Consider the following 22330-nt stretch of genomic DNA (forward strand, 5'->3'; position numbering starts at 1 on the left):
CCGGCGCCGCACTCGGTCCGCTTGGCGACACTCCGGTCACCCGCGCGGTGACAGGATTCAGACAGCCAGCGGCGCCGGCGACTCCGCGCCCGGGATCAGCAGGCGGGGCGCGCCCGTGCCGTCGGCGGGCACCGACCAGACGTCGGGGCGGCCGTCGTCCTGGCGCAGCGTGTAGCCGAGGGTGGACCCGTCCAGCCAGGCCGCCTGGTCGTCGACGCTCGTCTGCTCCGCGGTCTGCGTCACCCGCATGGTGGCGAGGTCGAGCACCGACAGCCGCCAGCCGCGCTGCGGGTCGGCGTCGATCGCCTGCTTGAACGCGATCCGGGTGCCGTCCGGCGACAGCGAGGGGCACTCGACGTTGTCGCGCAGGGTTTCGACGGTGCGGGCGGCGAGGTCCCCGCGGACGAGGTACCGGCGGCCGGCCGTCGACATCGTCGCGTAGAACCGGTTGTCGTCGGCGGCGAACGTGACGCCCCAGAAGTTCACGTCGACGTTGCGGTAGGGCTTGCCCTCGTGGATGACGGTGAGCTCCTCGAGCGAGCTGATGGTCGTGCCCGTCCTGGTGTCGAGGATGCCGGTGCGGGTGGAGAACCCGCTGCTGGTGTAGGAGTCGCCGCCGACGAAGACGGTCCATGCCACGAACCGGCCCGACGGCGAGACCCTGGCGCGGTTGGGCAGGCCGGGCACGGCGACGGTCTGCCGCGGGCGCAGGTCGGCGTCGAGGACGACCACCTCGTAGGCCCACGCGGTCTGCGGCCGCAGGCACACGCCCGTGCCGGCGGCGGCGTACACCCGCAGGCACTCCACTGTGGACACGGTCCGCGGACCGGTGGGGTCCGCGGCGGCCACGGTCGCGAGGTGCCGGTCGGTGATCGTGAGCAGGCGCGGCCCCGGCGTGAGCGTCACGGCGGCGTCCTGCCCGGTCCCGGTCGCGGCCGCGGGCTCGGCGCGGTCGGCGGCGAGTGCGGTGTAGCCCGCCGCGGCGCCCGCGAGCACGACGACGGCGGCGGCGAGCACGCCGATCCGCGCCTTGTTCGACAGCTGTGTCATCGCACCGGTCCCCGTTTCCTCAGCAGCAGCAGTGTCGCGACCACGACCACGGCCACACCGGCGGCCGCGGCCCGGCTGGCGGTCTGCGGGCCCCACGCCTGCCACGCGAGTCCGAAGAGGACGGACGACACCAGGTACGCGAGCGCCTGCCCCGTCTGGACGACCGCGATGCCGGTGGTGCGCAGCCGCGCCGGCAGCACCGGCCCGGCGAGGGCGATGAGGACCCCGTCGGTGGCGGCGTAGAACAGCCCGTGCAGCGCCAGGGTCAGCACGAGCAGCGGCCACCCGCCGACCGGGCCGAAGAGCAGCAGGTAGGCCAGGCCCAGCGCCGTGTAGCCGCCGAGGACCACCGGCAGCCGGCCGATCCGGTCGGCGAGGATGCCCAGGGGTACGGCGAGCAGGAGGTACGCCAGGCTCGTGCCGACCGCCAGCATCGGGAACCACACGAGGCTGAGCTCCTCGCGGCGTTGCAGCATCAGGTACACGAAACCATCGCCGATCGTGGCGAGCCCGAGCAGGCAGGAGGCCGCCGCGAGCCGCCTGACGGGCGCGTCGCGCAGCAACCCGAACGCGGCCTTCAGCAACACCTTGTCCGCCGCGGGCTGTTCCGGCGCCGTGGCGGATTCGCTCGTCGCCGCGGACGCGGGCGCCGTGGCGGGCTCGAGCGCCGCCGCGGACTCGGGCGCCGCCAAGGGTTCGGGCGCTGCCGCCGGTCGTTCGCGGACGAACAGGGCCAGCACGACGACCGCGAGCGCCGCGATGCAGAAGCTGGTCACGAAGACCGCGTCGTAGGACTCGCCGGCGGCGGCGAGGACGGCGAGCGCGACGAGCGGGCCGAGGAACGCCCCGATGCTGTCCATCGTCCGGTGTACGCCGAACGCCCGCCCCAGCGCCTCCGGCGGCGTCGACTCGGTGATCAGCGCGTCGCGGGGCGCGGTCCGCACGCCCTTGCCGAGACGGTCGACGGCGATGACGGCGCCGATCGCCGGCACCGACCGGCCGGCGAGGAGCAGGCCGAGCTTGGCGACGGCGGACAGCGTGTACCCGAAGCCGGCGACCAGCTTGCGGGAGCGGAACCGGTCGGCGACGAACCCGCCGGCGAGGCGCAGGACCGCGGTCGCGCCGGTGTAGACGCCGTCCACGACACCGTAGGCGAGCGGGCTGACGTGCAGGCCCAGCACGAGGTACAGGGGCAGGACCGCGGTGACCATCTCGGCGGACACATCGGTGATGAGGCTGACCGTGCCGAGGGCGACGACGTTGCCGCTGACGAGTGCGATCCGGCGGCGGCGCGGGTCACCGCCGGGCGGCGCGGTGACCGGGCTGGTCACGGTCGACAGGTACACCCCGGTGGTCTCCCTCTCCTGCGGCTCCTGCGGGCAACGGTGCGCCATCGTCCGACGGCGGCGGATCTTCCCGCAACGCCCCGGAAACGGCGGGCCGGTGTGCAGCACATGAACGGGACTTTACATCGAAGTATTTCGTTATATGTTTACCTTACGGTACCGGTGCGGCCCATCGGCGTCCCTATGTTCCTTGCGCTTCTGCACACGCCCAGAGAAGGGTTTCTGGATGGGCATCCGTCTCACCCGCCCACAGGTGACGATGGCGACGGTCGCGGCGCTGGTCGCCGCCACCGCCACCGTCGTCGTGGCCGCCGCGACCCCCGCGTCGGCCGCCACGGCCACGTTCACGCCCGTCGCCGACACGTACGTCCAGAGCGACACCGCGTCCACCAACTACGGCACGGCGACGCAGATCGTCGTGGACAACTCGCCGGTGCGCCGCGTCTTCCTGCGATTCACGGTGTCGGGCGTCAGCGGCACGGTCACCGCCGCCAAGCTGCGCCTGCGCACCATCAGCGGTAACGACGGCAGCCCCGCCGGCGGCACGTTCAAGGCCATGAGCAACACGACGTGGTCCGAGACGGGCACGACCTGGAACAACCAGCCCGCGATCGACGGCGCGACCCTGGGCACCATCGGCGCCGTCAGCAAGGACGGCTGGTACGAGGTCGACGTCAAGGCGCTCGTGACCGGCAACGGCACGTTCAGCATCGGCGGCAGCTCCACGAACTCCGACGGCGCCTACTACGACTCGCGCGAGAGCGGCGCCGACGCCCCGCAGCTGGTCATCACCACCGGCACGACCACGCCGCCCTCGGGCGACCCCGTGTTCGTGGGCGCCGGCGACATCGCCAACTCCGGCTCGGGCGACAGCGCCACCGCGGCGCTGATCGACAACATCCCGGGCACCGTCTACACGCTCGGCGACAACGTGTACGACAGCGGCACGGCGAGCGAGTTCAACTCGTACTACGAGCCGACGTGGGGCCGCTTCAAGGCCCGCACCCGGCCCTCCCCCGGCAACCACGACTACGTCACGTCGGGCGCCTCGGCGTACTACAGCTACTTCGGCTCCGTCGCCGGCCCGTCCGGCCGTGGCTACTACTCGTTCGACCTCGGCAACTGGCACATCGTGTCGCTGAACTCGAACATCAGCATGTCCGCGGGCTCGGCGCAGGAGCAGTGGCTGCGCTCGGACCTCGCGGCCAGCAGCAAGCCGTGCACCCTGGCGTACTGGCACCACCCGCTCTTCACGTCCAGCTCCAACCACGCCCCGTCGACCTCGACGCGCCCGCTCTACCAGGCGCTGTACGACTACAACGCCGACGTCGTGCTGTGGGGTCACAACCACGTCTACGAGCGCTTCGCCCCGATGAACCCGAGCGGCGCCCTGGACAACGCCCGCGGCCTGCGCACCTGGGTCGCCGGCATGGGTGGCGCCAGCCACTACGCCTTCGGCACCATCCAGCCCAACAGCGAGGCCCGTAACAGCTCCGCCTACGGCGTCCTCAAGTTCACGCTCCACGCCAACACGTACGACTGGCAGTTCGTCCCCGTCGCCGGCCAGTCCTACAGCGACAGCGGCACCGGTTCCTGCCACTGACCGCACGCTCCACCGTCCGCCGGGGTGCACGCGTTGCCGTGTGCCCCGGCGGCCCGGCACATGACGAACGGCAGCCGGAACCTTGGCCGTCCGGCACTCCCCCGCGTGCCGCCCGCGAAAATACGGTCCACGGCATGGATCTCACGTGGTTGCAACGGTTCGGCGCCGCCAGCGGCGTCCTGCTCGGGCTGTCGATCGGCGTGCCGGGCGCGGTGGAGGCGTTCACCGGCGAGACGTCGGCGACGAGCTTCGTCCTCGGGCTCGGCACCGCGCTCTCCGCGCCCGCGGTCACCGCCCTCTACCTGCACCATCGCGCCGCCGCCGGCAGATTCGGGGCGGCCGCCTACGCGGTGAACGTGCTCGGTCTCGGGCTGTTCACCGGCGTCGCGTTCGCGCTCAACCTGGTCCTGTTCCACCTCGACGAGTCCACTGTGGACACGCTGCGGGACGGACCGTTCGGCACGGCGCTGCTGATCAGCGCCGTGGTGTTCGTCGCCGGCACGATCCTCTTCAGCGTCTCGATGCTGCGCTCCGGCGGTTTCCCGAGGCTGCCCGCGGCGGGTTACGGCGTGTCGCTGACGCTGCTCGCGGCGCTGGCCCCGCTGCCGGACACCCTGGCGACGAGCCTGGTGCACGTGCTGGCCGCGGCGTCGATCGGGTGGCTGGCACTGTCCGTGCTGCCGGCCTCCGGTGGACAGTAGCCTGAATCGCATGATGCGCCCGCCGTGGCTGCCGTTCGTCGTGTACGGCGCGGTCCTCGCCGCCGGTCTGCACCATCAGGTCAGGGCCGGCGGCGTCGCACAGGCCGCCGTGCTCGTCGCCGCGATCGGGGCGCTCGCCGGCCTGGAGCTGGTCGAGCGCCGCGTCGCGGCGCCGGCGGCGGTGTTCCTGACCGCCAGGACCGCGCTGTTCGTGCTGGTCGCGGCGCTCGACGGCGACGGACTGGCCAACCTGCTGTTCCTGCTGGTGCCGTTCGCCGCGTACTTCGCCTACGGAAGGAAGGTCGCGGTCACGCTCGCGGCGGCGGGCGTGGCGGTGCCCGTCGGGTGGCTGAGCGTCGCCGACCCCCACTGGTACACCGCCGGCGAACGGGTCAGGGACGTGCTGATGCTGGCCGTCGGCATGTGCCTGGCGGTCGCGATGGCGGCGGCCGCGGTCGGCGAGTCCGACTCGCGGGCGAGGCTGCGGCTGGCGCTCGACGAGGTCGCGGAGCTGTCCGCGGCGGCGGAGCGCGGGCGGGTCGCCCGGGACCTGCACGACAGCCTCGGACACCACCTGACCGCGGTCAGCATCCAGCTGGAGAAGGCGGCGGCGTTCCGCGAGCGGGATCCGGTGGCGGCCGATCAGTCGGTACGGGCGGCGCGCGACTCGGCGGCACGCGCCCTGCACGAGGTGCGCGGTGCGGTACGGGCGTTGACGGCGCCGTTCTCGCTGACCGGCGCGCTGGCCGACCTCGCCGGCGAAGGGGTGGACGTGACGGTCCTCGGCGACGAGCCGGACCTGCCGCTGGTGGCGCGGATCGCGGTCTTCCGGGCGGCGCAGGAAGGCGTGACGAACGCCCGCCGGCACGCGGGCGCCGGCCGGGTCACGGTCCGGGCGACGTTCGGCGGCGGCACGGCGCGGCTGGTCGTCGCCGACGACGGGCACGGCTTCGCGGCCGGCGCGGCCGAGGGCTTCGGGCTGCGGGGCATGCGGGAGCGGCTCGCCGCGGTCGGCGGCAGCCTCGCCGTCACCGCCGGCCACACCAGCGAAGACACGGCCACCGACGGAGACACGGCCACCGACGGAGACGTGGACACCGGTCGCGCCACCGCAGACACGGCCACTCGCCACAGCGGCAGCGCGGCAACCGGCGAAGACACGGACACCGGCCGCGCCACCGCAGACACGGCCACCCGCCACAGCGGCGGCACGGCAACCGGCGAAGACACGGACACCGGCGACACCAACGTTGACCCGGCCACCGGCGAAGACACGGCCACCGAACACGGCAACAGCAGCGCGGATACCAGCCACACCGGCGGAGACACGGCCACCGAGCACGGCAACGGCGGCGACAGCGGCGCCACAGCAATCGGGCGCCGCGACGGCGGCACCACGTACAGCGGCGGCGGCGCGGCCACGAAGCGCGGCGGCGGGCCCGGGGTCACCCTCACCGTGACGGTGCCGGCGGCATGACGGCGGTCCGGGTCCTTGTCGTCGACGACCAGCAGCTGGTCCGCGACGGCATCGCGTCGCTGCTGGGCATCCAGCCGGGGATCGACGTCGTCGGCACCGCCGCGGACGGCGCCGAGGCGGTCGCGAAGGCCCTCGACGCCGCGCCGGACGTGGTGCTGATGGACGTCCGCATGCCGGTCATGGACGGTGTCGAGGCCACCCGGGAGCTGTGCGAGCGGCTCCCGGGCTGCCGGGTCGTGATGCTCACGACGTTCGACGACGACGAGTACGTGACGCGGGCGCTCCGGGCCGGCGCCAGCGGCTACCTGCTCAAGGACCTGGCCGCCGCCGACCTGGCCGCCGCGGTCCGCCTCACGCACGCCGGGGTGGCGCCGCTCGCCGCCGGGGTCGCCGCCCGGCTCGCCGCCGCGACCCCGGACCCGCCCGTCCCGGCGGGCGGCGCGCTCACGGCCCGGGAGGTCGAGATCCTGCGCCTGGTCGCGACGGGCGCGACGAACCGCGAGATCGGCCGGGCCCTGTTCGTCAGCGAGGGCACGGTGAAGAACCACGTGTCGCGGGTGCTGACCCGGCTCGGCCTGCGCGACCGTACCCAGGCCGCCCTCTACGCCCGCGAGCACGGCCTCCTCGCTGACTGAGCACACCGCCGCGGGCCCGCCTTCAATGGCTGACCGGCACGCCGCGGACGTAGACGGCGCGGATGTCGTGCAGGGCGGCGGGATCGCGCAGCGGGTCGCCGGCGACGACCAGGAGGTCGGCGTCGAAACCGGGCGCGACGCGGCCCTTCCGGTCGCCGAGCCCGCACACCGCCGCGGCGACCGACGTGACCGCGCGGAGCGCGTCGACCGGCGTCATGCCGATCCCGGCGAGCTGCGCGACCGCCCACCGCACGACGTCCGGCGGTTTGATCGGTGCGATGCCCGCGTCGGTGCCGGCGGTGATGACGGCGCCCGCCTCGTGCATGCGGCGACTCCCGGCGTGCAGCAGCGGCAGGCGGGACAGGACGGCCGGCGGCGGGGTGAAGCCCGGGACCGGCCTGACGCCGATCGTGATGCCGAGCGCCACCCGCCGCGCCACGATGGCGGCGAGCACCGCGTCGGGGACCGGTTCCACGCTGTCCGCGGTCGTGAACGACACGTGCTCCAGCCCGTCGACCCCGGCCGCGAGGGCGTCGGCGATCGCCTGGGTGCCGTGCGCGTGCGCGGTGACGGGCAGCCCGAGCCGGTGCGCCTCGTCGACCGCGGCCCGCAGCTCGGCGACGCCGAACTGGGACCGCTCCGGCAGGGTGCCCGGCGTGAGGTTGCCGCCGCTCGCCATGATCTTGACGATGTCGGCGCCGCGCTCGGCGCGCTCGCGGACCCCGGCCCGGACCCCGGCGGCACCGGCCGCGGTGGCACCACCGAGGAAGTGGCAGTGCCCGCCGGGCGTGGTGATCGGCGGCCCGGCGGCGACGATCGTCGGCAGCGTCGGGTCGCCCGCCACCGCGTCGCGCAGCGCGAGGGCGAGGTAGCCACGGTCGCCGAGGTCGCGGACCGTGGTCACGCCGCCGCGGGTGGCGTGCCGGGCGGCGGCGGTCATCGCGGCGAGCGCCGCCGCCTCGTCGCGGCCCGCGAGGGCGCCGACCGGGTCGGTGGACGTGTCGAACGCCAGGTGCACGTGGGTGTCGACGAGCCCGGGCAGGATCGTCGCGTCGCCGAGGTCGACGACGGCCGCCCCGGCGGGCACGGGCACGCCGGGGCCGGCGGCGGTGATCCGGCCGCCGTCGACGATCACGACCGGGTCGGGGGTCAGGGAGCCGGCGGCGCCGTCGAACAGCCGCGCCGCGCGCAGGACGATGGTCACGGCGCTCAGGATGCGCCCGCGCCGCCGTCCGGCGCATCAGTGCTACCACGGAGGTGCCACTCATCCGCGCGGGCGGACAGGGCGCGGCGCTCCTCGTCGCTGTGCGCCGCCGCGGCGGCCCGCCGGAACAGCTCCGCGGCGCGCGCGTGCTCGCCGAGCCGCCCGGTGAGGTCGGCCTCCACCGCCAGGGCGTGCGGGTGCCCGTCGAGCGCGCGGACCGCGGCGAGCAGCGCCAGGCCTTCCCGCGGCCCGTACGCGTAGCCGTGCGCGACGGCCCGGTTGAGCTCGATCACGGGTGACGGCTGCGCGGCGGCGAGCCGGTCGTAGCAGGCGGCGATCCGCGCCCAGTCGGTCAGGTCCGGCGACGGGGCGGTGGCGTGGCAGGCGGCGATGCGGGCCTGCAGCGCGTACGGGCCGTCGGCCGTCACCCGCCGCAGCACCTCGACCGCCTCGGCGATCGCCGCGTGGTCCCAGCGGCCGCGGTCCTGCCGGTCGAGGGTGAGCAGCTCGCCGTCCGCGCCGCGGCGGGCGGCGCGCCGCGAGTGCTGGAACAGGAACAGCGCCAGCAGCGCCGGCACCTCCGGCTGGTCCGGCATGAGCCGCTCGACGAGCCGCGCCAGGCGGATCGCCTCGTCCGCGAACGCGGGCTCGCCGTCGGCGTTGTAGCCCTGCGTGAACAGCAGGTACAGCACGGCGAGGACGCCGGGGAGGCGTTCGGTGAGCGCCCGGCCGGCCGGCACCCGGAACGGGATGCCGGCCGCCGCGATCTTCGACTTGGCCCTGGTGAGCCGCCGGGTCATCGCGGACTCGGTGACGAGGAACGCCCGGGCGATGTCGGCGGTCGGCACCGCGCAGATGGTGCGCAGCGTCAGCGCCACCCGCGCCTCGAGCGGCAGCGCCGGATGGCAGCAGGTGAAGATGAGCCGCAGCCGGTCGTCGAGCTCGCCCGGGACCGCTTCTTCGGCAGGGGTCAGCACGGCGATCTCCTGCAGCTTGCGGCGCTCCACGGCGGCGCGGCGCAGCACGTCGACGGCCCGGTTGCGGGCGGCCGTCATCAGCCACCCGCCCGGGTTGTCCGGCACGCCGTCGCGCGGCCACCGCTCCAGGGCCGCGGCGAGGGCGTCCTGCGCGCAGTCCTCGGCCAGGGCCCAGTCGCCGGTGACCCGGATCAGCGTGGCGACGATCCTCGGGTAGGCGCCGACGGCCGCCGCCGCGACCGGATCGCCGTCAGCCGGCGGGTTACGCAAAGGTCGCGAACGGCCGCAGCTCCAGCCGCCCGGCCCGCGCCATCGGGTGGGCCCGGGCGACCTCGATCGCCTCGTCCAGGTCGGCGCACTCCAGGATGTCGAACCCGACGATGACCTCCTTGGTCTCGGTGAACGGGCCGTCGGAGACGAGCAGCTCACCGTTGCGGACCCGGACGGTCGTCGCGGCGGACGTCGCGGCCAGCTGGTCGCCCGTCACCCGCCGCCCCGCGGCGTCGTGCTCGGCGACCCAGGCGAGGATGTCGGGCTCGGGCGCCGGGTCGGTGTCCGGCTCGGTGTCGGTGCAGACGAACATCATGTACTTCACGGTGACGGGCCCTTCGTTCGACAGGATCTCACCATGGTGACGAACGGGACCCCGCCCAACGGACAGCGAGCGCGGAAAAAATCATGCGAGCTGGAAGCGGGACACGACCTGCTGCAGCTCCGCCGACATGCGGGCGAGGTCGTCCGCCGACGTACGGGTCTGCGTGACACCCTCGTTGGTGGCCCGGCTCGCCCTGCGCGACGCCGCTGATGTTGCTGGCGATCTCGTTGGCGCCGGACGCGGCCTCGGCGACGTTGCGGGTCATCTCGTTGGTGGTGGCGCTCTGCTGCTCGACGGCGGCGGCGATCGTCGTGGCGTACTGGTTGGTCTCGTCGATGACGGCCGCGATCTGGGTGACGGCGGCGACGGCGGCGGCCGCGTCCTGCTGGATCGCGTCGATGCGGGCGGAGATGTCGCCGGTCGCCTTCGCGGTCTCCTGCGCCAGGTCCTTCACCTCACCGGCGACGACGGCGAAGCCCTTGCCGGCGTCGCCGGCCCGCGCCGCCTCGATCGTCGCGTTCAACGCCAGCAGGTTCGTCTGCTCGGCGATCGCGGTGATCGCCTTCAGCACGGTCGTGATCTCGCCGCTGGAGTGGCCGAGCTTGCGGATCGTCTCCGATGCCTGCTGCGCGGTCACCACGCCGCCGCCGGCGACCCGGGCGGCGTCGGCGGCGCTGCGGGCGATCTCGGCGATGGCGGCACCCATCTCCTCGGTGCCGGCGGCCACCGTCTGGACATTGCTGGACACCTCCCCGGCCGACCGGGACACGACGGCGGCCTGGGTGCTGCCGTCCGCCGCGCTGACGGCGATCTGGTTGCTCACCGCCGACAGCTCCTGCGCCGCCCCGGCGAGCGATGCGCTGCTCGCGCCGACGGCGAGCACCGACTCGCGCACCTGTGCGGTGGCGGTGTTCAGGGCGCCCGCCATCGCGCCGAGCTCGTCGGCGCCCGCGACGTCCGCGGTCCGGGTGAGGTCCCCGACGGCGATCCCGGCGACGACGTGCCCGACCTGCGCCACGGCCCGGACCAGCTGACCGGCGACGAGCAGCGCGAACAGGACCGCCAGGGCGAGCCCCGCGACGAGCAGCGCCCACGTCCTGCGCTGCGCGTTGTCGTAGGTCGCCTTCTTCGCGGGGTCGGCGCTGAGCGCGTGGTTGAGCGCGGCGACGCGCACCGTTGACATGTCGTTGCGGGCCTCGCTGAGTCCGGCGACCGGCAGCAGCCCGCGGACGTACAGCGCCTCCGCCTCCGTCTTGAGCTCGTGCAGGCGCACCGACGCGAGGGCCGCGCCGGCGACCGCGACGACGCCCAGGATCGCCACGACGAGCAGCACCTTGGTGCGGACCGCCCGGTTCGCGAGCCAGCGCGTCATCGCCATCACCTCGAGGTTCAGATCGGTTGCGGTCAGGTGTGCCTGAGGTGACTCCCCGCACCGTTTCGCCCGCCGCACCAGGGGCACCACTACTGGTGGGTGCCGGCAGCGGCACCGGACCGACCTTCTGTGATTGGGGTTCGCCATGGGACTGAGCGACAAGATCGACAACCAGGCGGAAGAGACCGCCGGCAAGGTCAAGGAAGGCGCGGGCAAGGCCACCGGCAACGAGCGGCTCGAGGCCGAGGGCAAGGTCGACCAGGCCTCGGGCAGCCTCAAGCAGGCCGGCGAGAAGGTCAAGGACGCGTTCAAGGACTGATCGCGGTCGCCAGGGCCCGCGTCCGGCTGGACGCGGGCCCTTGACCTGTCCATGGCCGGCCGCTCAGCCCGGGTGCCTCCCGCGGCGGCGCAGGTCGGCCTCGGTGGCGTGCCGGTGCGCCACGGCGATCAGGGCGTCGAGGTCGGCGGCGGTACGGCCGCCGGGGTTGAGCACGCAGACCCAGCCCTGCCGCCCGTACGCGGGATGCGGCAGGATCTCGTCGAGCCCGGCGAAGTCGATGCCCGCCTGCCGCTCGGGCAGCTCCGCGGGCGGATAGCCGAGGTGCGCCTCGAACGCCTCGCGCCCGGCGTGCACGTTGACCCGGAACACGCCCGGCCGGTCCAGCCGCGACGCCTCGTCCCAGCCGGGGGTGTCCCGCCCGACGATCGTCGCGAACGGCATCCTGCGGTCCGGGCCGACGTAGAAGAACCGGTCGCCCCAGCTCGTCACCGGCGCCCCCGACTCCTGCGTCGCGAGCAGCAGCTCGACGCCGGGCAGGGCGAGGATCCGGCCGGCGATCGCCTCCGGGGTGGCAGCGTCAGTCATGACTTCAACCGTATCGTTGAACCACCCAGTGAAGGTTTGACGCGCTTCGTTAGTACAGTGGCCGCGAAAGCCTCAAGCGGGGCGCTCCGCACGGGGCATGAACAGCCGGACCGTGACCCCGCGGGCGGTGCTGGTGATGTGCAGGTCCCGGCACAGGTTGCGGACCATCCACAGGCCGCGGCCGTTGATCTCCTCGGGCGCCGGCAGCTCCTGCGGCACGAACTCCGGCAGGCCCGGCCCGTGGTCGCTGACCTCGACCCGCACGCCCTCGTCCGTCTGCTCGATGACGATCCGCCCGCTGCCGCCGCCATGGCGGATCGCGTTGGCGGCGAGCTCACTGACCGCGATCACCAGTTTGTGCACGTTGGACGCGGAGACGCCGGCGAGGCGGGCGGTCTGCTCGACGAGGTCCCGGACGCGGCGCAGGCCGTCACCGGTGAATTCGCGAGTCACAGAGCGCATCCGGTCGCGTGCCATCGTCACCGCGCCCCTACGCATGTCTCGTCGCCTGCCACTTCGTCCCCCCGCCCAAGACTTGTACCCATCGGGCGGGATCCCGAATCCTGCCGGGGTTCGAATGGCAAGCCCCGGCCCGGCCATGGACACCGCGGAAAGGCGGCGACGCGGCGGCCGGCGGTCACACGGGCAGCTGCTGGGCCGTGGGTCGCAGGACGTCGCGGACGAGGTCGGAGGCCTGCGGCATGCCGGGGCGCGCGGTCGCGCCGGCACAGGCCTGGGACTCGGCGGCCCGGGCGGCGGTGGCCAGGTCGGCGAGCTCGGCGGCGGGGATGCCGGCGCGCAGCAGCGGGAACTCCTCGGTCGACTCGCGCCGGGTGTGGGCGAGCAGCATGGCGTGGACGGCGGCCAGGCCGTCGACGTCGCCGAGGCTGATGGAGATGTCGGCGAGGGCCTCGCTGATCCGGCGCTCCTCGTCGAGCAGGTGGTCGGCGAGGTGGTCCGGGGGGTCGAGGTGCCGGGTGAGCGGGTGGACGATCTCCTCCTCGATCGTCTCGTGGACGGCGATCATCCAGGCGAGCTCGCCGAACGCGGTGTAGCGGTCCTCCCCCGCGGCGGCCGCGGTCCTGTCGAACTGCTCGTCGATCCGGGACTGGTGCTCGGTGAGCATCGCCGGCAGGTCGGCCACGCCGGCGGCCGGCATCGTGGCCATCAGCTCCTGCGGGTCACGGTCCTCGTGCAGGCGGAGCAGGTCACCGGCGGTGTGGAGGGCGGCGAGCTCCATCTGCAGGTGCAGCTCCCACAGCTGGCGCAGCCGGCGGTCGGTCTCCTGTTCCAGGAACGTGTGGTACATGGCGCAGGCGGCGCACTCCTGGACGACCAGCTGGGCCCAGAGGCTCTGGTCGCCACCCGGGGACAGGGCGGCCCCGGCGAACGGGTGCAGCGCGGCGAGCGTGTCGTGGCGGGCCGTGGCGGCCAGGCCGAGGCGCTGCACGGCACGCTGGGACTCCAGGTCGGGGCAGCGCAGGGCGGCACGGCGGTTGAACAGGGCGGCAGCCGCCTGAAGGGCTTCCATCTCGTCGACCCGGCCGCGCGCGCCGGGCTCGGCGGAGCGCAGTTGGGTCGCCTCGACGTCGAGCTCGTGCCAGTGCCGGCCCTGGCGGCCTACCGGCAGTCCCGGGTGCTCCAGCGGGTTGAACATGGGCCCTCCCTCGGCAAACCGAACCAGCCGTGACGAATCCGAACAAAGCGTGACAAATCAGCAAGTTCACGCGGCGAATCCGAACCAGGCGTGACGCGGGACGCGTGACAAGGAAGCGCTACCCAGCTTCGGCGGCGCGACACCCATCCTCCTCCGATCCGGGGGCTCGCGAAGCAAAGATCGAGCGCCGGGAACGACCCATTGACTTTTAGTTAACTTTCTTTATCGTTGGGCATCAATCAGACCAACGCTGGAGGCATAGATGGCGCTACGACACCGGCTGGTGCTGGTCGCCGCCGCGACGATCCTGGCGGCGGGCGGCACGGCCGTCCTCGCCGGGACCGCGGAAGCGGCCGGCTCGCTGACCGCCACCCTCACGTACGACTCCGACTGGGGCTCCGGCTACCAGGCGAAGTACACGATCGCGAACGGCTCCGCGACGACCGTCACGTCGTGGAAGGTCGAGTTCGACCTGCCGGCCGGGACCACGCTCGGCAGCTACTGGGACGTCCTGGCCAGCCAGGCCGGCACCCACGTCACCGCGACGAACCGGACCTACAACGGCACGCTCGCGCCGGGCGCGTCGACCAGCTTCGGGTTCCTCGTCTCCGGCGGCGGCAAGCCCGCCAACTGCAAGCTCAACGGCGCCAGCTGCGCCGGCGTGGCCGACACGCAGGCGCCGACCGCCCCGGCGAACCTGCGCGGCACCGGTGCGACCTCGTCCAGCGTCAGCCTCGCCTGGAACGCCTCGACCGACAACGTCGGCGTCACCGCGTACGACATCTACCGCGGCGGCACCCTGGCCACCACCGTCACCGGCACGAGCGGCACCGTCGGCGGGCTGTCGGCGTCTACGGCCTACACGTTCACGGTCAAGGCGCGCGACGCCGCGGGCAACACCTCCGCCGCGAGCAACCAGGTCAGCGTCAGCACCACCGCGGGTGGTGGCGGCGGTGGCACCGCGGTGCCCGTCGCACCGTACGTCGACATGGGCGCGTGGCCGACCCCGTCACTGCCCGACATGGCGACCGCCGGCAACCTGAAGAGCTTCACCCTCGCGTTCGTCAACAGCGCCGGGTGCAAGGCGTCGTGGTTCAACGCGTACGACCCGAGGGCCGCGTGGGCGAAGGACCAGATCGACGCGATCCGCGCCCGCGGCGGCGACGTCAAGATCTCCTTCGGCGGTGCGAGCGGCATCGAGCTCGCCCAGGCCTGCGGCACCCCCGCGGCCGTCGCGGCGGAGTACCAGGCCGTCGTCGACGCGTACCAGCTCAACTACATCGACCTGGACATCGAGGGCGCGGCGGTGGCCGACCCGACCACGGTCGCGCGCCGGTCGCAGGCCCTCGCGCTGCTGCAGGCCGCCCGGCCCAACCTGAAGATCTCGCTGACCCTGCCGGTCCTGCCGGAGGGCCTCACCGCCGACGGCGTGGCCGTGGTCCGCTCCGCCCGCGACGCCGGGGTGAACCTCGACCTGGTCAACGTCATGGCGATGGACTACCAGCGCAGCAGCGGCGACTACGGCAACTTCGCCGTGCAGGCGGCGCAGTCGACGTTCGCGCAGCTCAAGACGCTGTACCCGGCGAAGACCGACGCGCAGCTGTGGCGGATGGTCGGCGTGACGCCGATGCTGGGCAAGAACGACGACGGCGGCACCTACGACCAGGCCGACGCCCGGCAGCTGGTGGCGTTCGCGCAGGCCAACCACCTGGGCATGCTGTCCTTCTGGGAGACCACCCGGGACCGCAACGCGTGCAACGGCGCGCTCTACATGTGCACCAACATCCCGCAGCAGCCCTACGAGTTCAGCCGCATCTTCGCCGCGTACACCGGCTGAGTCGGCTCACGCACTGAGCCGGGACGGCTCACGCACTGAACGGCGTCGCCGGTGGAGCGGACCGGCGGCGCTGTTCGGCCGTGTCGTGCACCGTCTCCGTCGCGGGGTGGGAGAACAGCGCCGGAGCGATCTTCGCCCGCGCCGGCGCCTCGACGCCGACGGCAGGGGCAGAGGCAGGGGCGGCGCTGGGAGCGGGCGCGGGCGCGGGCGCACCGCCGGCGGGTCGCAGCGCGGCGGCGGCGTCAGCGGCGGACATCGCACCGGAGCAGACCGCCCGCCACAGGGTCATGGCGGCGCCGGACACGGTGACGACCTGCCGGTCGAGGGCCTCCGGCGTCGCACCGGCCTTGGCGAGCACGGCGGCCGCGGCCGGCTGCAGGTCCACCCACGGGCCCACGGTCGCGGCGGTGAACCCGGCCGACGCCCACTGCGCCGCGAGCCGGCTGATCCGCTCCGCGACCGCCACGGGCACGACGTCACGGCCGCTCGGGCGCTCACCCAGCAGCGCCCGCGCCAGCTCGGTCAGCTCCGTGATCGGCACCCACCCAGCCTCGCCCCCGCTCACTGCGGTCTTCTGTGTGGGTCGGCGGCCAGCGGTCGGTTCCATGCCTCCATGATCCCTCATCGCGTGACCGGCCGGCTACGCGCACCCCTCCATGACAGCGCGTGACGCAGCAGCGGGCGGTAGACGCGGGCCGAGTCGGACAGCGAACCGAAGTGCGAGGTGCCGTTGTCGCCGATGTACGTGGTGGCGATGACCGTCTCGTTGATCTGCCGACCGGCGCGCGCGGCGTGCAGCAGGACGTTCATCTCGTACTCGAACCGTTCGCCCGGGATCCCGCACAGCCAGTGCAGCAGGTCCGCCGGGTAGCCGCGCAGCCCGGTCTGCGTGTCCCGGACGTCGCGGCCGGTCGCGGCGCGGAACAACACGCGGGTGACGGCGTTGCCGAAGCGGCTGCGCAGCGGCACCCGGCCCTCGAAGCGGCGCACGCCGAGCACCATCTGGCCGCCGACCTCCACGTGCTCGGCGACCCGGAGGATGTCCGCCAGGAGGTGCTGACCGTCGGGGTCGGCGCAGACGACCGCCCGGCCGGGGTGGGCCGCGGCGATGTGCCGGAAGCCGGTCTTCAGCGCCGCGCCCTTGCCGCGGTTCGTCCCGTGTCGCAGCACCGTGCAGCCCAGCTCCCGGGCGCGGTCCAGCAGGCCCGCGGCGGCCGGTCCGCTGCCGTCGTCGACCACGACGACGTGCGCCCCCGGCCGCGCCCCGGACAGCGCGACGATGGTGCTGACGAGGCCGTGGCCCGGCTCGTACACCGGCAGCAGAAACATCACGGATGCCTGTTACCCAGCCGGGCGGCGGCGCAATGCCGCCACCGCCGCCCGCTCGCGGCGCAGCAGCCCAGCGGGGTCGGCGACGCCCAGGAACCAGAGCCGCGACGCGACGTGCAGCGCCCGCTCCCGCCGCGACGCCGGCTCGCCGCCGGTCGCGGGCACGTCGAGCAGCGCCGCACCACGCAGCCGCAGCACCTTGCGGGCGAGGAACCGGATCCGCGGCAGGTGCCACGCGTGCGAGACCAGCCCGAGCGGGTGCCCGGGGCCGAACTCGTGCCCGGCGAGCAGGCCGTCCTCGACCGTGTGCAGCAGGTTCTCCAGGGTGCTCCGCGACCGGCACTCGGTCCGCAGCGCCGCGTGGCGGTCGAGCCCGGCGGCCCGCGCCCGCGCCACCATCAGGTCACCCTCCCGGCAGCCCTCCGGCGGTCGCGGCGCGCCCTCGGCCGCCTCCGCCCACCCGCCGCTGAACACGACCAGCGGCGCCGCCGCGGCGTCGAACGCGTCCCGGTGCGCCGAGACGTAGCCGATCGCGGCGTCGACCCTGGCGGCACCCGCCGGGGTGAGCACCCATTCCCCGCCGGCGGTCGCGACCCCTCGCCCGAACACCAGCAGCACGGTCGTCACCGGCGCCGTCACGATCCCACCGTACTCACCGCGCCGTGCTTGACTGCGCGGGTGACGGACGACGATCTCGCCTCGCTCCTGGCGCGGCTGCCGCGGCTCACCGGGCTCGAGCACGACCGGCTCGTCGTGACCATCGAGCAACGCGGCGACCCCGCGGCGATCGGGCCGCTGCGGGAACGGGTGGGTGAGGCGCCCGGGGAGGCGCTGTTCGGGCTGCACCACGCGCTGGTCCGGCTGACCGGCCACGACCCGGTGCTCCCCCTCGACCGGGACGCCTGGCCGCACGCGGTGCGCATGGCGTGGGCCGCCTGGACGCCGGCGACGGAGGCCCGGCCGCGGGTGGAAAACGTCGAGCCGCTCGGCGACGACCGGGCGAGGCTCGTGGTCGCCGACGGGCGCGGCATCGTCGGCATCGACTACGACCCGACGCCACCCGGCTCGACCTGGCCGCGCTGGTTCAAGTCGCTCCTCGTCGGCGGGTCGCCACTGTACGGGGTGGGCTCCGACTGCGGCACGTGCGAGACCACGCTGCACCTCATCGGGTGGCCGGAGCGGCCCGCGGCGGCGCTGTCGCAGCTGGTGCGGGAGCGGCTCGGCGACGTGACCGCGCTGGACGGGGACGTGCTGGACGCCGTGGCGCCGCTGCTGACAGGCCTGCGGTCCGGGCACTACCTGGCCGCGCTCGCCGACCTGGACCTGGAGGTGGTCAGCGACCCGGCCGCGTCCTGGTGCCTGCGGCGCCACGAGCTGCGCGCCGACGAGGAGCCCTTCGACGTGCCGGAGGTCGACTGGCCCGGCACCGGGCATCTCCAGCTGCGCACGACGGTGCCCGGGGTGCGGCCGACGTTCGCCGTGCTGCTGCCGTCCCAGGACCTCGCGGCGGTCGATCCCCGTACCGTGGCGGCACACGCGGCAAGGATCGCCGCGGGTGAACGGCCCGCCGCGGTGGTCACCGCGTGGGTGGAGGACCGCGACGTGCGGATGGACCACCCCGAGCGGTTCTTCGTCGGGGTGGTCCTCGACGGGCACCACAAGCTCGTCGCGTACGCGCGGCACGGCGTCCCGGCGCGGGTGCTGCTGCTGTGCCGGGTCGAGGACTCGTGGGGCCCGCCCGCGGACCGCACCGCGTTCCTCCACGAGGTGCTCGACGGCATGCTCGGCATTGACCGCGGTACATGAGCGCGTTACTTTGAGGATTCTTTACAGAAAGGTGGAGGACGTGCTGCCGAGGCACGAGCTGGACGTGCCGGACCCGGCGCCGCTGCCGTTCGCGATCGGCTCGTTCGACTGGTTCGGGCCGATGGCGCGGGCCGGCTTCCCGCACCGGCACAGCTTCCACGAGATCGTCTACGTCACCCGCGGCACCGGCGCGCACGTCGTGGACCTCGCCGCACACCGGCTGCGGCCGCCGCAGCTCTTCGCGGTCGCGCCGGGGCAGGTGCACCACTGGCGGGACGTCTGCGGGCTCGACGGCTGGGTGATCGTCTTCGCCGACGACGCGCTGCACCAGCACCCGGAGGACCGCCGCGCCCTGACGGCCCTGTCGGCCGCTCCCGGGCTGCGGCCCGCCCCCGGCGACGCGGCCGGCCTCGAGTCGCTGCTGGCCGCGATGGCGCTCGAGTACACCGAACGCCGGCCGGGCTTCACCACCGTCCTGGCCGCGCTCCTGCACGTGCTCGTCGTCCGCGCGCTGCGCCTCGGCGCGCCGCGGCCCGCGGATCCGGCGCCGGGCGTGGCGGAGCGGTTCGGCCGGCTGCTCACCCACGACACGGGGATCGCGCCGACCGTGCGGGCCTACGCGGCGCGGCTCGGCGTCTCCACCAGTCACCTGACGGAGGCGGTGAAGGCGTCCACCGGCGAGCCGCCCGGCCGGCTGATCCGCCGCGCCCAGGCCCTGGAGGCGCGGCGGCTGCTGGCCCGGACCGGGCTGAGCGTCGCGCAGGTCGCACACGCCGTCGGGTTCGCCGACCCCGCGTACTTCTGCCGCTTCTTCCGCCGCGAGGTCGGCGTCACCCCCGGCCGGTTCCGGGAGCTCAACCGGGAGTGACCCCGAACCTGAAGTACACGCTGCCGAGGGCCGCGACGAGCGCGGCGGCGGAGGCGGCCTGCGTCGTGGGGCTCCACAGCGCGAACGGGCCGACGAACGAGTTACCCTGCTGGCCGGCGCTGTTGGTGTTGTTGGCCAGGATCGAGTTGGCGGTCGTGGCGATGAAGCCGTCGTACTGGGTGCTGCTCGTCGCCTTCGCCAGGGCCCGCCCCACATAGAAGCCCACCGAGGTCGTGATGTCAACGTTGTCAGGACGGGCGGTGCCCGCCGTCAGCGGCCGCGGCCGCCCCGGATCACCAGCGACGTCGGCAGCAGGACCTGCGCGGACGGCTCCGTGCTGCCGGCGATCCGGCGGAACAGCAGCCCGGCGGCGCGCCGACCGAGCTCGGTCGTGTCGTAGGTGACCAGCGCGACCGGCCGGGGCAGCAGGTCGACCAGCTCCAGGTCGTCGAAGCCGGCGATGCCGATCTCGTCGCAGCCCTCGGCGGCGTGCAGCGCGCCGACGCAGATCCGGTTGTTGTCGGCGAAGATCGCGTCGGCGGCCGGGCCGTCCAGCAGCTCCGCCGCCGCCGCGCGGGCCGCGCCGACCGTGTGGTTGTCGAGGCTGACCAGAGCCGGGTCGTAGGCGATGTCGGCGTCCTCGAGCGCGCGCCGGTAGCCGGCGAGCCGGTCTGCGCCGGTGAAGACGGCCGGGTCGCCGCCGATGTACCCGATCCGCCGGTGCCCCTGCGCGGTCAGGTGGCCGACGGCCTGGCGGGCGCCGCCGTAGTTGTCCAGGACGACCGAGTCGGCCGGCACGCCCCGCGGCACGCGGTCGATGAACACCATCGGCGCCCAGCGGGCCAGCTCCGCGTGCAGCTCGACGTGGTCGTGCGCGGTCGGCGTGACCAGCAGCCCGTCGACCCGCCGCCGGACCAGGTCGCGCAGCAGGTCACGCTCCTGCTCGAAGCGCTGCCCGGTGCTGCCGACCACCAGCATGTGCTGGTGCCGCCGGGCGGTCTCCTCCGCGCCGCGGGTGACCCCCGACCAGAACGGGTTCGCCGGGTCCTCGATGACCAGCGCGATCGTCTCCGTGGTCTGGCCCGGCCGCAGCCCGCGGGCGATCTCGTTGCGGTGGAACCCCAGCTCGGTGATGGCCTGCTCGACGGCGTAGCGGGTCTCCGGGCGGATGTACCGCTCGTCGTTGACCACGCGCGACACCGTCGCCGGGCTGACCCCGGCGAGCTGTGCCACGTCGCGCATGGTGGGTCGCCTCGACGTCACCGGGCCTCCTCCGGGCATTGACCGCAACACCGTAGCTGATTACGTTCTCATACAGCTCCGCCAAACCCCTTGGAGCATCGATGCGACGCATCGTCACCCGGGTGGCCCTTGCCGCCCTGATCCTGAGCGCCGCGCCTGCTCATCCGGCGGCGACGACGACAAGGCCCTCACCGTCGCCTACCAGAAGTTCGGCAGCTTCACGCAGATGGACGACCAGATGAAGCGGGTCAAGACCGCCTACGAGTCCGCCCACCCCGGCTCGACGGTCAAGCTCGTGCCCATCGAGGCCGCCGAGAACGACTACTACACCAAGCTCTCGCTGATGAACCGCTCGCCGGGCACCGCACCCGACGTCATGTACGAGGACACGTTCCTCGTCAACACCGACATCGCCGCCGGCTTCCTCGCCCCGATCGACGAGTACCTCGCGAAGTGGCCGGACTGGAGCCGGTTCACCGAGGCGTCGAAGACCGCCGCCAAGGCCCTCGACGGCAAGACCTACGGCGTGCCGATGGGCACCGACACCCGCGCCCTCTGGTACAACAAGGACCTCTTCGCGCAGGCCGGCATCTCCGTGCCGTGGGAGCCGAAGACCTGGGACGACGTCCTCGCCACCGCCCGCACCGTCAAGGCGAAGCTGCCCGGCGTCACCCCGCTCAACGTCTACTCCGGCAAGTCCGCCGGCGAGGACGCCACCATGCAGGGCCTGGAGATGCTGCTGTACGGCACCCAGGACACCTTCTACGACGACGCATCCAAGAAGTGGGTCACGTCCAGCCAGGGCATGCTCGACTCGCTCGGCTTCATCAAGACGATCTACGGCGAAGGGCTCGCCCCGGCGCCGCAGGACGCGCTCGACCCCAACTTCGGCAACCACGTCGGCACCGAGCTGTTGCCGGGCGGGAAGCTCGCCATCGACCTCGACGGGTCGTGGATCAGCGGCAACTGGCTGCCCAGCGGCGCGAAGCCGTGGCCGCAGTGGTCGACCGTGCTCGGCCAGGCCGCGATGCCGACGCAGCGGGGCCAGGCACCCGGGAAGACCAGCATGTCCGGCGGCTGGGTGCTGTCGGTCGGCGCGAAGGCCAAGGACAAGCAGGCCGCGTTCGACTTCGTCAGCCTCGCGCTGAACAAGGAGAACAGCCTCGCCTACGACATCGCCGCCAGCCAGATCGCCGAGCGCGCCAACGTCGCGGCCGATCCCGCGTACCTCGCCGCGAACCCGACCCTGAAGTTCTTCACCGACCTGGTGCAGGTGACCCACTTCCGGCCGGCGTACGCGGACTACCCGCACGTCTCCGACGCGACCTCGTCGACTCGGTGCCCGCGATGATCCTGTTCATGTCCGCGTCGTCGCTGCCGTTCGCGGTGTGGATGATGAAGAACTTCATGGACAGCGTCCCCGTCAGCCTCGAGGAGGCCGCCTGGACCGACGGCGCCGGCTGGCTGCAGTCGCTGCGGCGCATCGTGCTGCCGCTGATGGTCCCCGGCCTCACCGTCGTGCTGATCTTCACGTTCGTGCTGCAGTGGGGCAACTTCTTCGTCCCGTTCATCCTGCTGCTCAGCCACGAGAAGCAGCCCGCGTCAGTGACCATCTACACGTTCTTCACCCAGTACGGGGCGGTCGCCTACGGGCGGCTCGCCGCGTTCTCCATCCTCTACACGGCACCAGTCGTCCTGCTCTACTCCGCACTGTCCAAAGTGCTCGGTGGGGCGTTCAGCCTCACCGGCGCGGTGAAAGGCTGAAC

24 protein-coding genes are annotated in these 22330 nt (G+C 73.6%); 10 read left to right on the top strand and 14 right to left on the bottom strand.

The genetic code is table 11. From position 1 onward, the window contains the following. Positions 1-57: 57 nt before the first annotated feature. Both AB0I21_RS10620 and AB0I21_RS10625 read right to left on the bottom strand, forming a co-directional pair. Positions 58-1050 (bottom strand): hypothetical protein, encoded by a 993-nt coding sequence (locus AB0I21_RS10620; protein ID WP_360560085.1) that lies wholly within the window; start codon positions 1048-1050, stop codon positions 58-60. Next, positions 1047-2444 carry an MFS transporter gene (locus AB0I21_RS10625; RefSeq protein WP_360560086.1) on the bottom strand — a complete coding sequence of 466 codons (1398 nt, stop codon included), beginning with the start codon at positions 2442-2444 and terminating at the stop codon, positions 1047-1049. The genes AB0I21_RS10620 and AB0I21_RS10625 overlap by 4 nt, the downstream gene beginning before the upstream one ends. Positions 2445-2622: 178 nt before the next feature. Between AB0I21_RS10625 and AB0I21_RS10630 the strand changes: the two genes are divergently transcribed. The 4 genes from AB0I21_RS10630 (at position 2623) to AB0I21_RS10645 (ending at position 6812) form a co-directional block, all read left to right on the top strand. Beyond that, the gene (locus AB0I21_RS10630) at positions 2623-3999 is read left to right on the top strand and encodes a DNRLRE domain-containing protein (RefSeq protein ID WP_360560087.1); all 1377 of its coding nucleotides are present in this window, start codon (positions 2623-2625) and stop codon (positions 3997-3999) included. Positions 4000-4133: 134 nt separating this feature from the next. Next, positions 4134-4700: a hypothetical protein gene (locus AB0I21_RS10635; protein WP_360560088.1), complete on the top strand. Its 567-nt coding sequence runs from the start codon at positions 4134-4136 to the stop codon at positions 4698-4700. A 10-nt stretch (positions 4701-4710) separates the two neighbouring features. After that, complete coding sequence (locus AB0I21_RS10640; protein WP_360560089.1) at positions 4711-6177, top strand: histidine kinase; 1467 nt, start codon at positions 4711-4713, stop codon at positions 6175-6177. Beyond that, a complete protein-coding gene (locus AB0I21_RS10645) occupies positions 6174-6812 on the top strand; it encodes a response regulator transcription factor (protein WP_360560090.1) in 639 nt (212 codons plus the stop codon). Before AB0I21_RS10640 ends, AB0I21_RS10645 begins: the two co-directional genes overlap by 4 nt. Positions 6813-6834: 22 nt before the next feature. On the opposite strand, the gene AB0I21_RS10650 is transcribed toward AB0I21_RS10645, so the two are convergent. From AB0I21_RS10650 to AB0I21_RS10665, 4 genes are read right to left on the bottom strand one after another with little or no spacing between them, the layout of a single operon-like run. Beyond that, on the bottom strand, positions 6835-8016 hold the full coding sequence (locus AB0I21_RS10650; RefSeq protein ID WP_360560091.1) for an amidohydrolase family protein: 1182 nt from the start codon (positions 8014-8016) through the stop codon (positions 6835-6837). Between the two features lie 5 nt (positions 8017-8021). Continuing rightward, a complete protein-coding gene (locus AB0I21_RS10655; protein ID WP_360560092.1) occupies positions 8022-9263 on the bottom strand; it encodes a DUF6596 domain-containing protein in 1242 nt (413 codons plus the stop codon). Beyond that, complete coding sequence (locus AB0I21_RS10660; RefSeq protein ID WP_360560093.1) at positions 9256-9588, bottom strand: YciI family protein; 333 nt, start codon at positions 9586-9588, stop codon at positions 9256-9258. Before AB0I21_RS10660 ends, AB0I21_RS10655 begins: the two co-directional genes overlap by 8 nt. A 28-nt stretch (positions 9589-9616) precedes the next feature. Beyond that, complete coding sequence (locus AB0I21_RS10665) at positions 9617-10960, bottom strand: methyl-accepting chemotaxis protein (RefSeq protein WP_360560094.1); 1344 nt, start codon at positions 10958-10960, stop codon at positions 9617-9619. A 145-nt stretch (positions 10961-11105) separates the two neighbouring features. On the opposite strand from AB0I21_RS10665, the gene AB0I21_RS10670 reads away from it, so the two are divergent. Further along, complete coding sequence (locus AB0I21_RS10670; RefSeq protein WP_360560095.1) at positions 11106-11279, top strand: CsbD family protein; 174 nt, start codon at positions 11106-11108, stop codon at positions 11277-11279. A gap of 63 nt (positions 11280-11342) precedes the next feature. Here the strand turns inward: AB0I21_RS10670 and AB0I21_RS10675 are convergent, their stop codons facing one another. The 3 genes from AB0I21_RS10675 to AB0I21_RS10685 form a co-directional block, all read right to left on the bottom strand. After that, on the bottom strand, positions 11343-11825 hold the full coding sequence (locus AB0I21_RS10675; RefSeq protein WP_360560096.1) for a DUF6194 family protein: 483 nt from the start codon (positions 11823-11825) through the stop codon (positions 11343-11345). A gap of 72 nt (positions 11826-11897) precedes the next feature. Continuing rightward, on the bottom strand, positions 11898-12287 hold the full coding sequence (locus tag AB0I21_RS10680) for an ATP-binding protein (protein ID WP_360560097.1): 390 nt from the start codon (positions 12285-12287) through the stop codon (positions 11898-11900). A 175-nt stretch (positions 12288-12462) separates the two neighbouring features. Continuing rightward, positions 12463-13482, bottom strand: coding sequence for a hypothetical protein (locus AB0I21_RS10685; RefSeq protein ID WP_360560098.1), 1020 nt, complete (start codon positions 13480-13482; stop codon positions 12463-12465). Positions 13483-13744: 262 nt separating this feature from the next. On the opposite strand from AB0I21_RS10685, the gene AB0I21_RS10690 reads away from it, so the two are divergent. Beyond that, positions 13745-15319 carry a cellulose binding domain-containing protein gene (locus tag AB0I21_RS10690; protein WP_360560099.1) on the top strand — a complete coding sequence of 525 codons (1575 nt, stop codon included), beginning with the start codon at positions 13745-13747 and terminating at the stop codon, positions 15317-15319. 28 nt (positions 15320-15347) lie between these two features. Here AB0I21_RS10690 and AB0I21_RS10695 read toward each other — a convergent pair whose 3' ends face one another. The 3 genes from AB0I21_RS10695 to AB0I21_RS10705 form a co-directional block, all read right to left on the bottom strand. Next, positions 15348-15860 (bottom strand): hypothetical protein, encoded by a 513-nt coding sequence (locus AB0I21_RS10695; RefSeq protein ID WP_360560100.1) that lies wholly within the window; start codon positions 15858-15860, stop codon positions 15348-15350. An 80-nt stretch (positions 15861-15940) separates the two neighbouring features. Continuing rightward, positions 15941-16648: a glycosyltransferase family 2 protein gene (locus AB0I21_RS10700; RefSeq protein ID WP_360560131.1), complete on the bottom strand. Its 708-nt coding sequence runs from the start codon at positions 16646-16648 to the stop codon at positions 15941-15943. Positions 16649-16660: 12 nt separating this feature from the next. Then, positions 16661-17287, bottom strand: a complete 627-nt coding sequence (locus tag AB0I21_RS10705; protein WP_360560101.1) for a YdcF family protein — start codon at positions 17285-17287, stop codon at positions 16661-16663. 39 nt (positions 17288-17326) lie between these two features. Between AB0I21_RS10705 and AB0I21_RS10710 the strand changes: the two genes are divergently transcribed. Together AB0I21_RS10710 and AB0I21_RS10715 are read left to right on the top strand one after the other, a co-directional pair. After that, positions 17327-18454 carry a hypothetical protein gene (locus AB0I21_RS10710; protein WP_360560102.1) on the top strand — a complete coding sequence of 376 codons (1128 nt, stop codon included), beginning with the start codon at positions 17327-17329 and terminating at the stop codon, positions 18452-18454. A gap of 40 nt (positions 18455-18494) precedes the next feature. After that, positions 18495-19322, top strand: coding sequence for a helix-turn-helix domain-containing protein (locus AB0I21_RS10715; protein WP_344510490.1), 828 nt, complete (start codon positions 18495-18497; stop codon positions 19320-19322). Here the strand turns inward: AB0I21_RS10715 and AB0I21_RS10720 are convergent. Further along, on the bottom strand, positions 19309-19548 hold the full coding sequence (locus AB0I21_RS10720) for a hypothetical protein (protein WP_360560103.1): 240 nt from the start codon (positions 19546-19548) through the stop codon (positions 19309-19311). The genes AB0I21_RS10715 and AB0I21_RS10720 overlap by 14 nt on opposite strands. 44 nt (positions 19549-19592) lie before the next feature. Beyond that, positions 19593-20585 (bottom strand): LacI family DNA-binding transcriptional regulator, encoded by a 993-nt coding sequence (locus tag AB0I21_RS10725; protein WP_360560104.1) that lies wholly within the window; start codon positions 20583-20585, stop codon positions 19593-19595. 205 nt (positions 20586-20790) lie between these two features. On the opposite strand from AB0I21_RS10725, the gene AB0I21_RS10730 reads away from it, so the two are divergent. Together AB0I21_RS10730 and AB0I21_RS10735 are read left to right on the top strand one after the other, a co-directional pair. Continuing rightward, positions 20791-21915, top strand: coding sequence for an extracellular solute-binding protein (locus AB0I21_RS10730; RefSeq protein ID WP_360560105.1), 1125 nt, complete (start codon positions 20791-20793; stop codon positions 21913-21915). Continuing rightward, positions 21912-22328: a carbohydrate ABC transporter permease gene (locus AB0I21_RS10735; RefSeq protein WP_360560106.1), complete on the top strand. Its 417-nt coding sequence runs from the start codon at positions 21912-21914 to the stop codon at positions 22326-22328. Before AB0I21_RS10730 ends, AB0I21_RS10735 begins: the two co-directional genes overlap by 4 nt. The last annotated feature ends 2 nt before the right edge of the window (positions 22329-22330 follow it).

It is taken from the genome of Dactylosporangium sp. NPDC050588 (genome assembly GCF_040654975.1).
GTDB classification, from domain to species: domain Bacteria; phylum Actinomycetota; class Actinomycetes; order Mycobacteriales; family Micromonosporaceae; genus Dactylosporangium; species Dactylosporangium maewongense.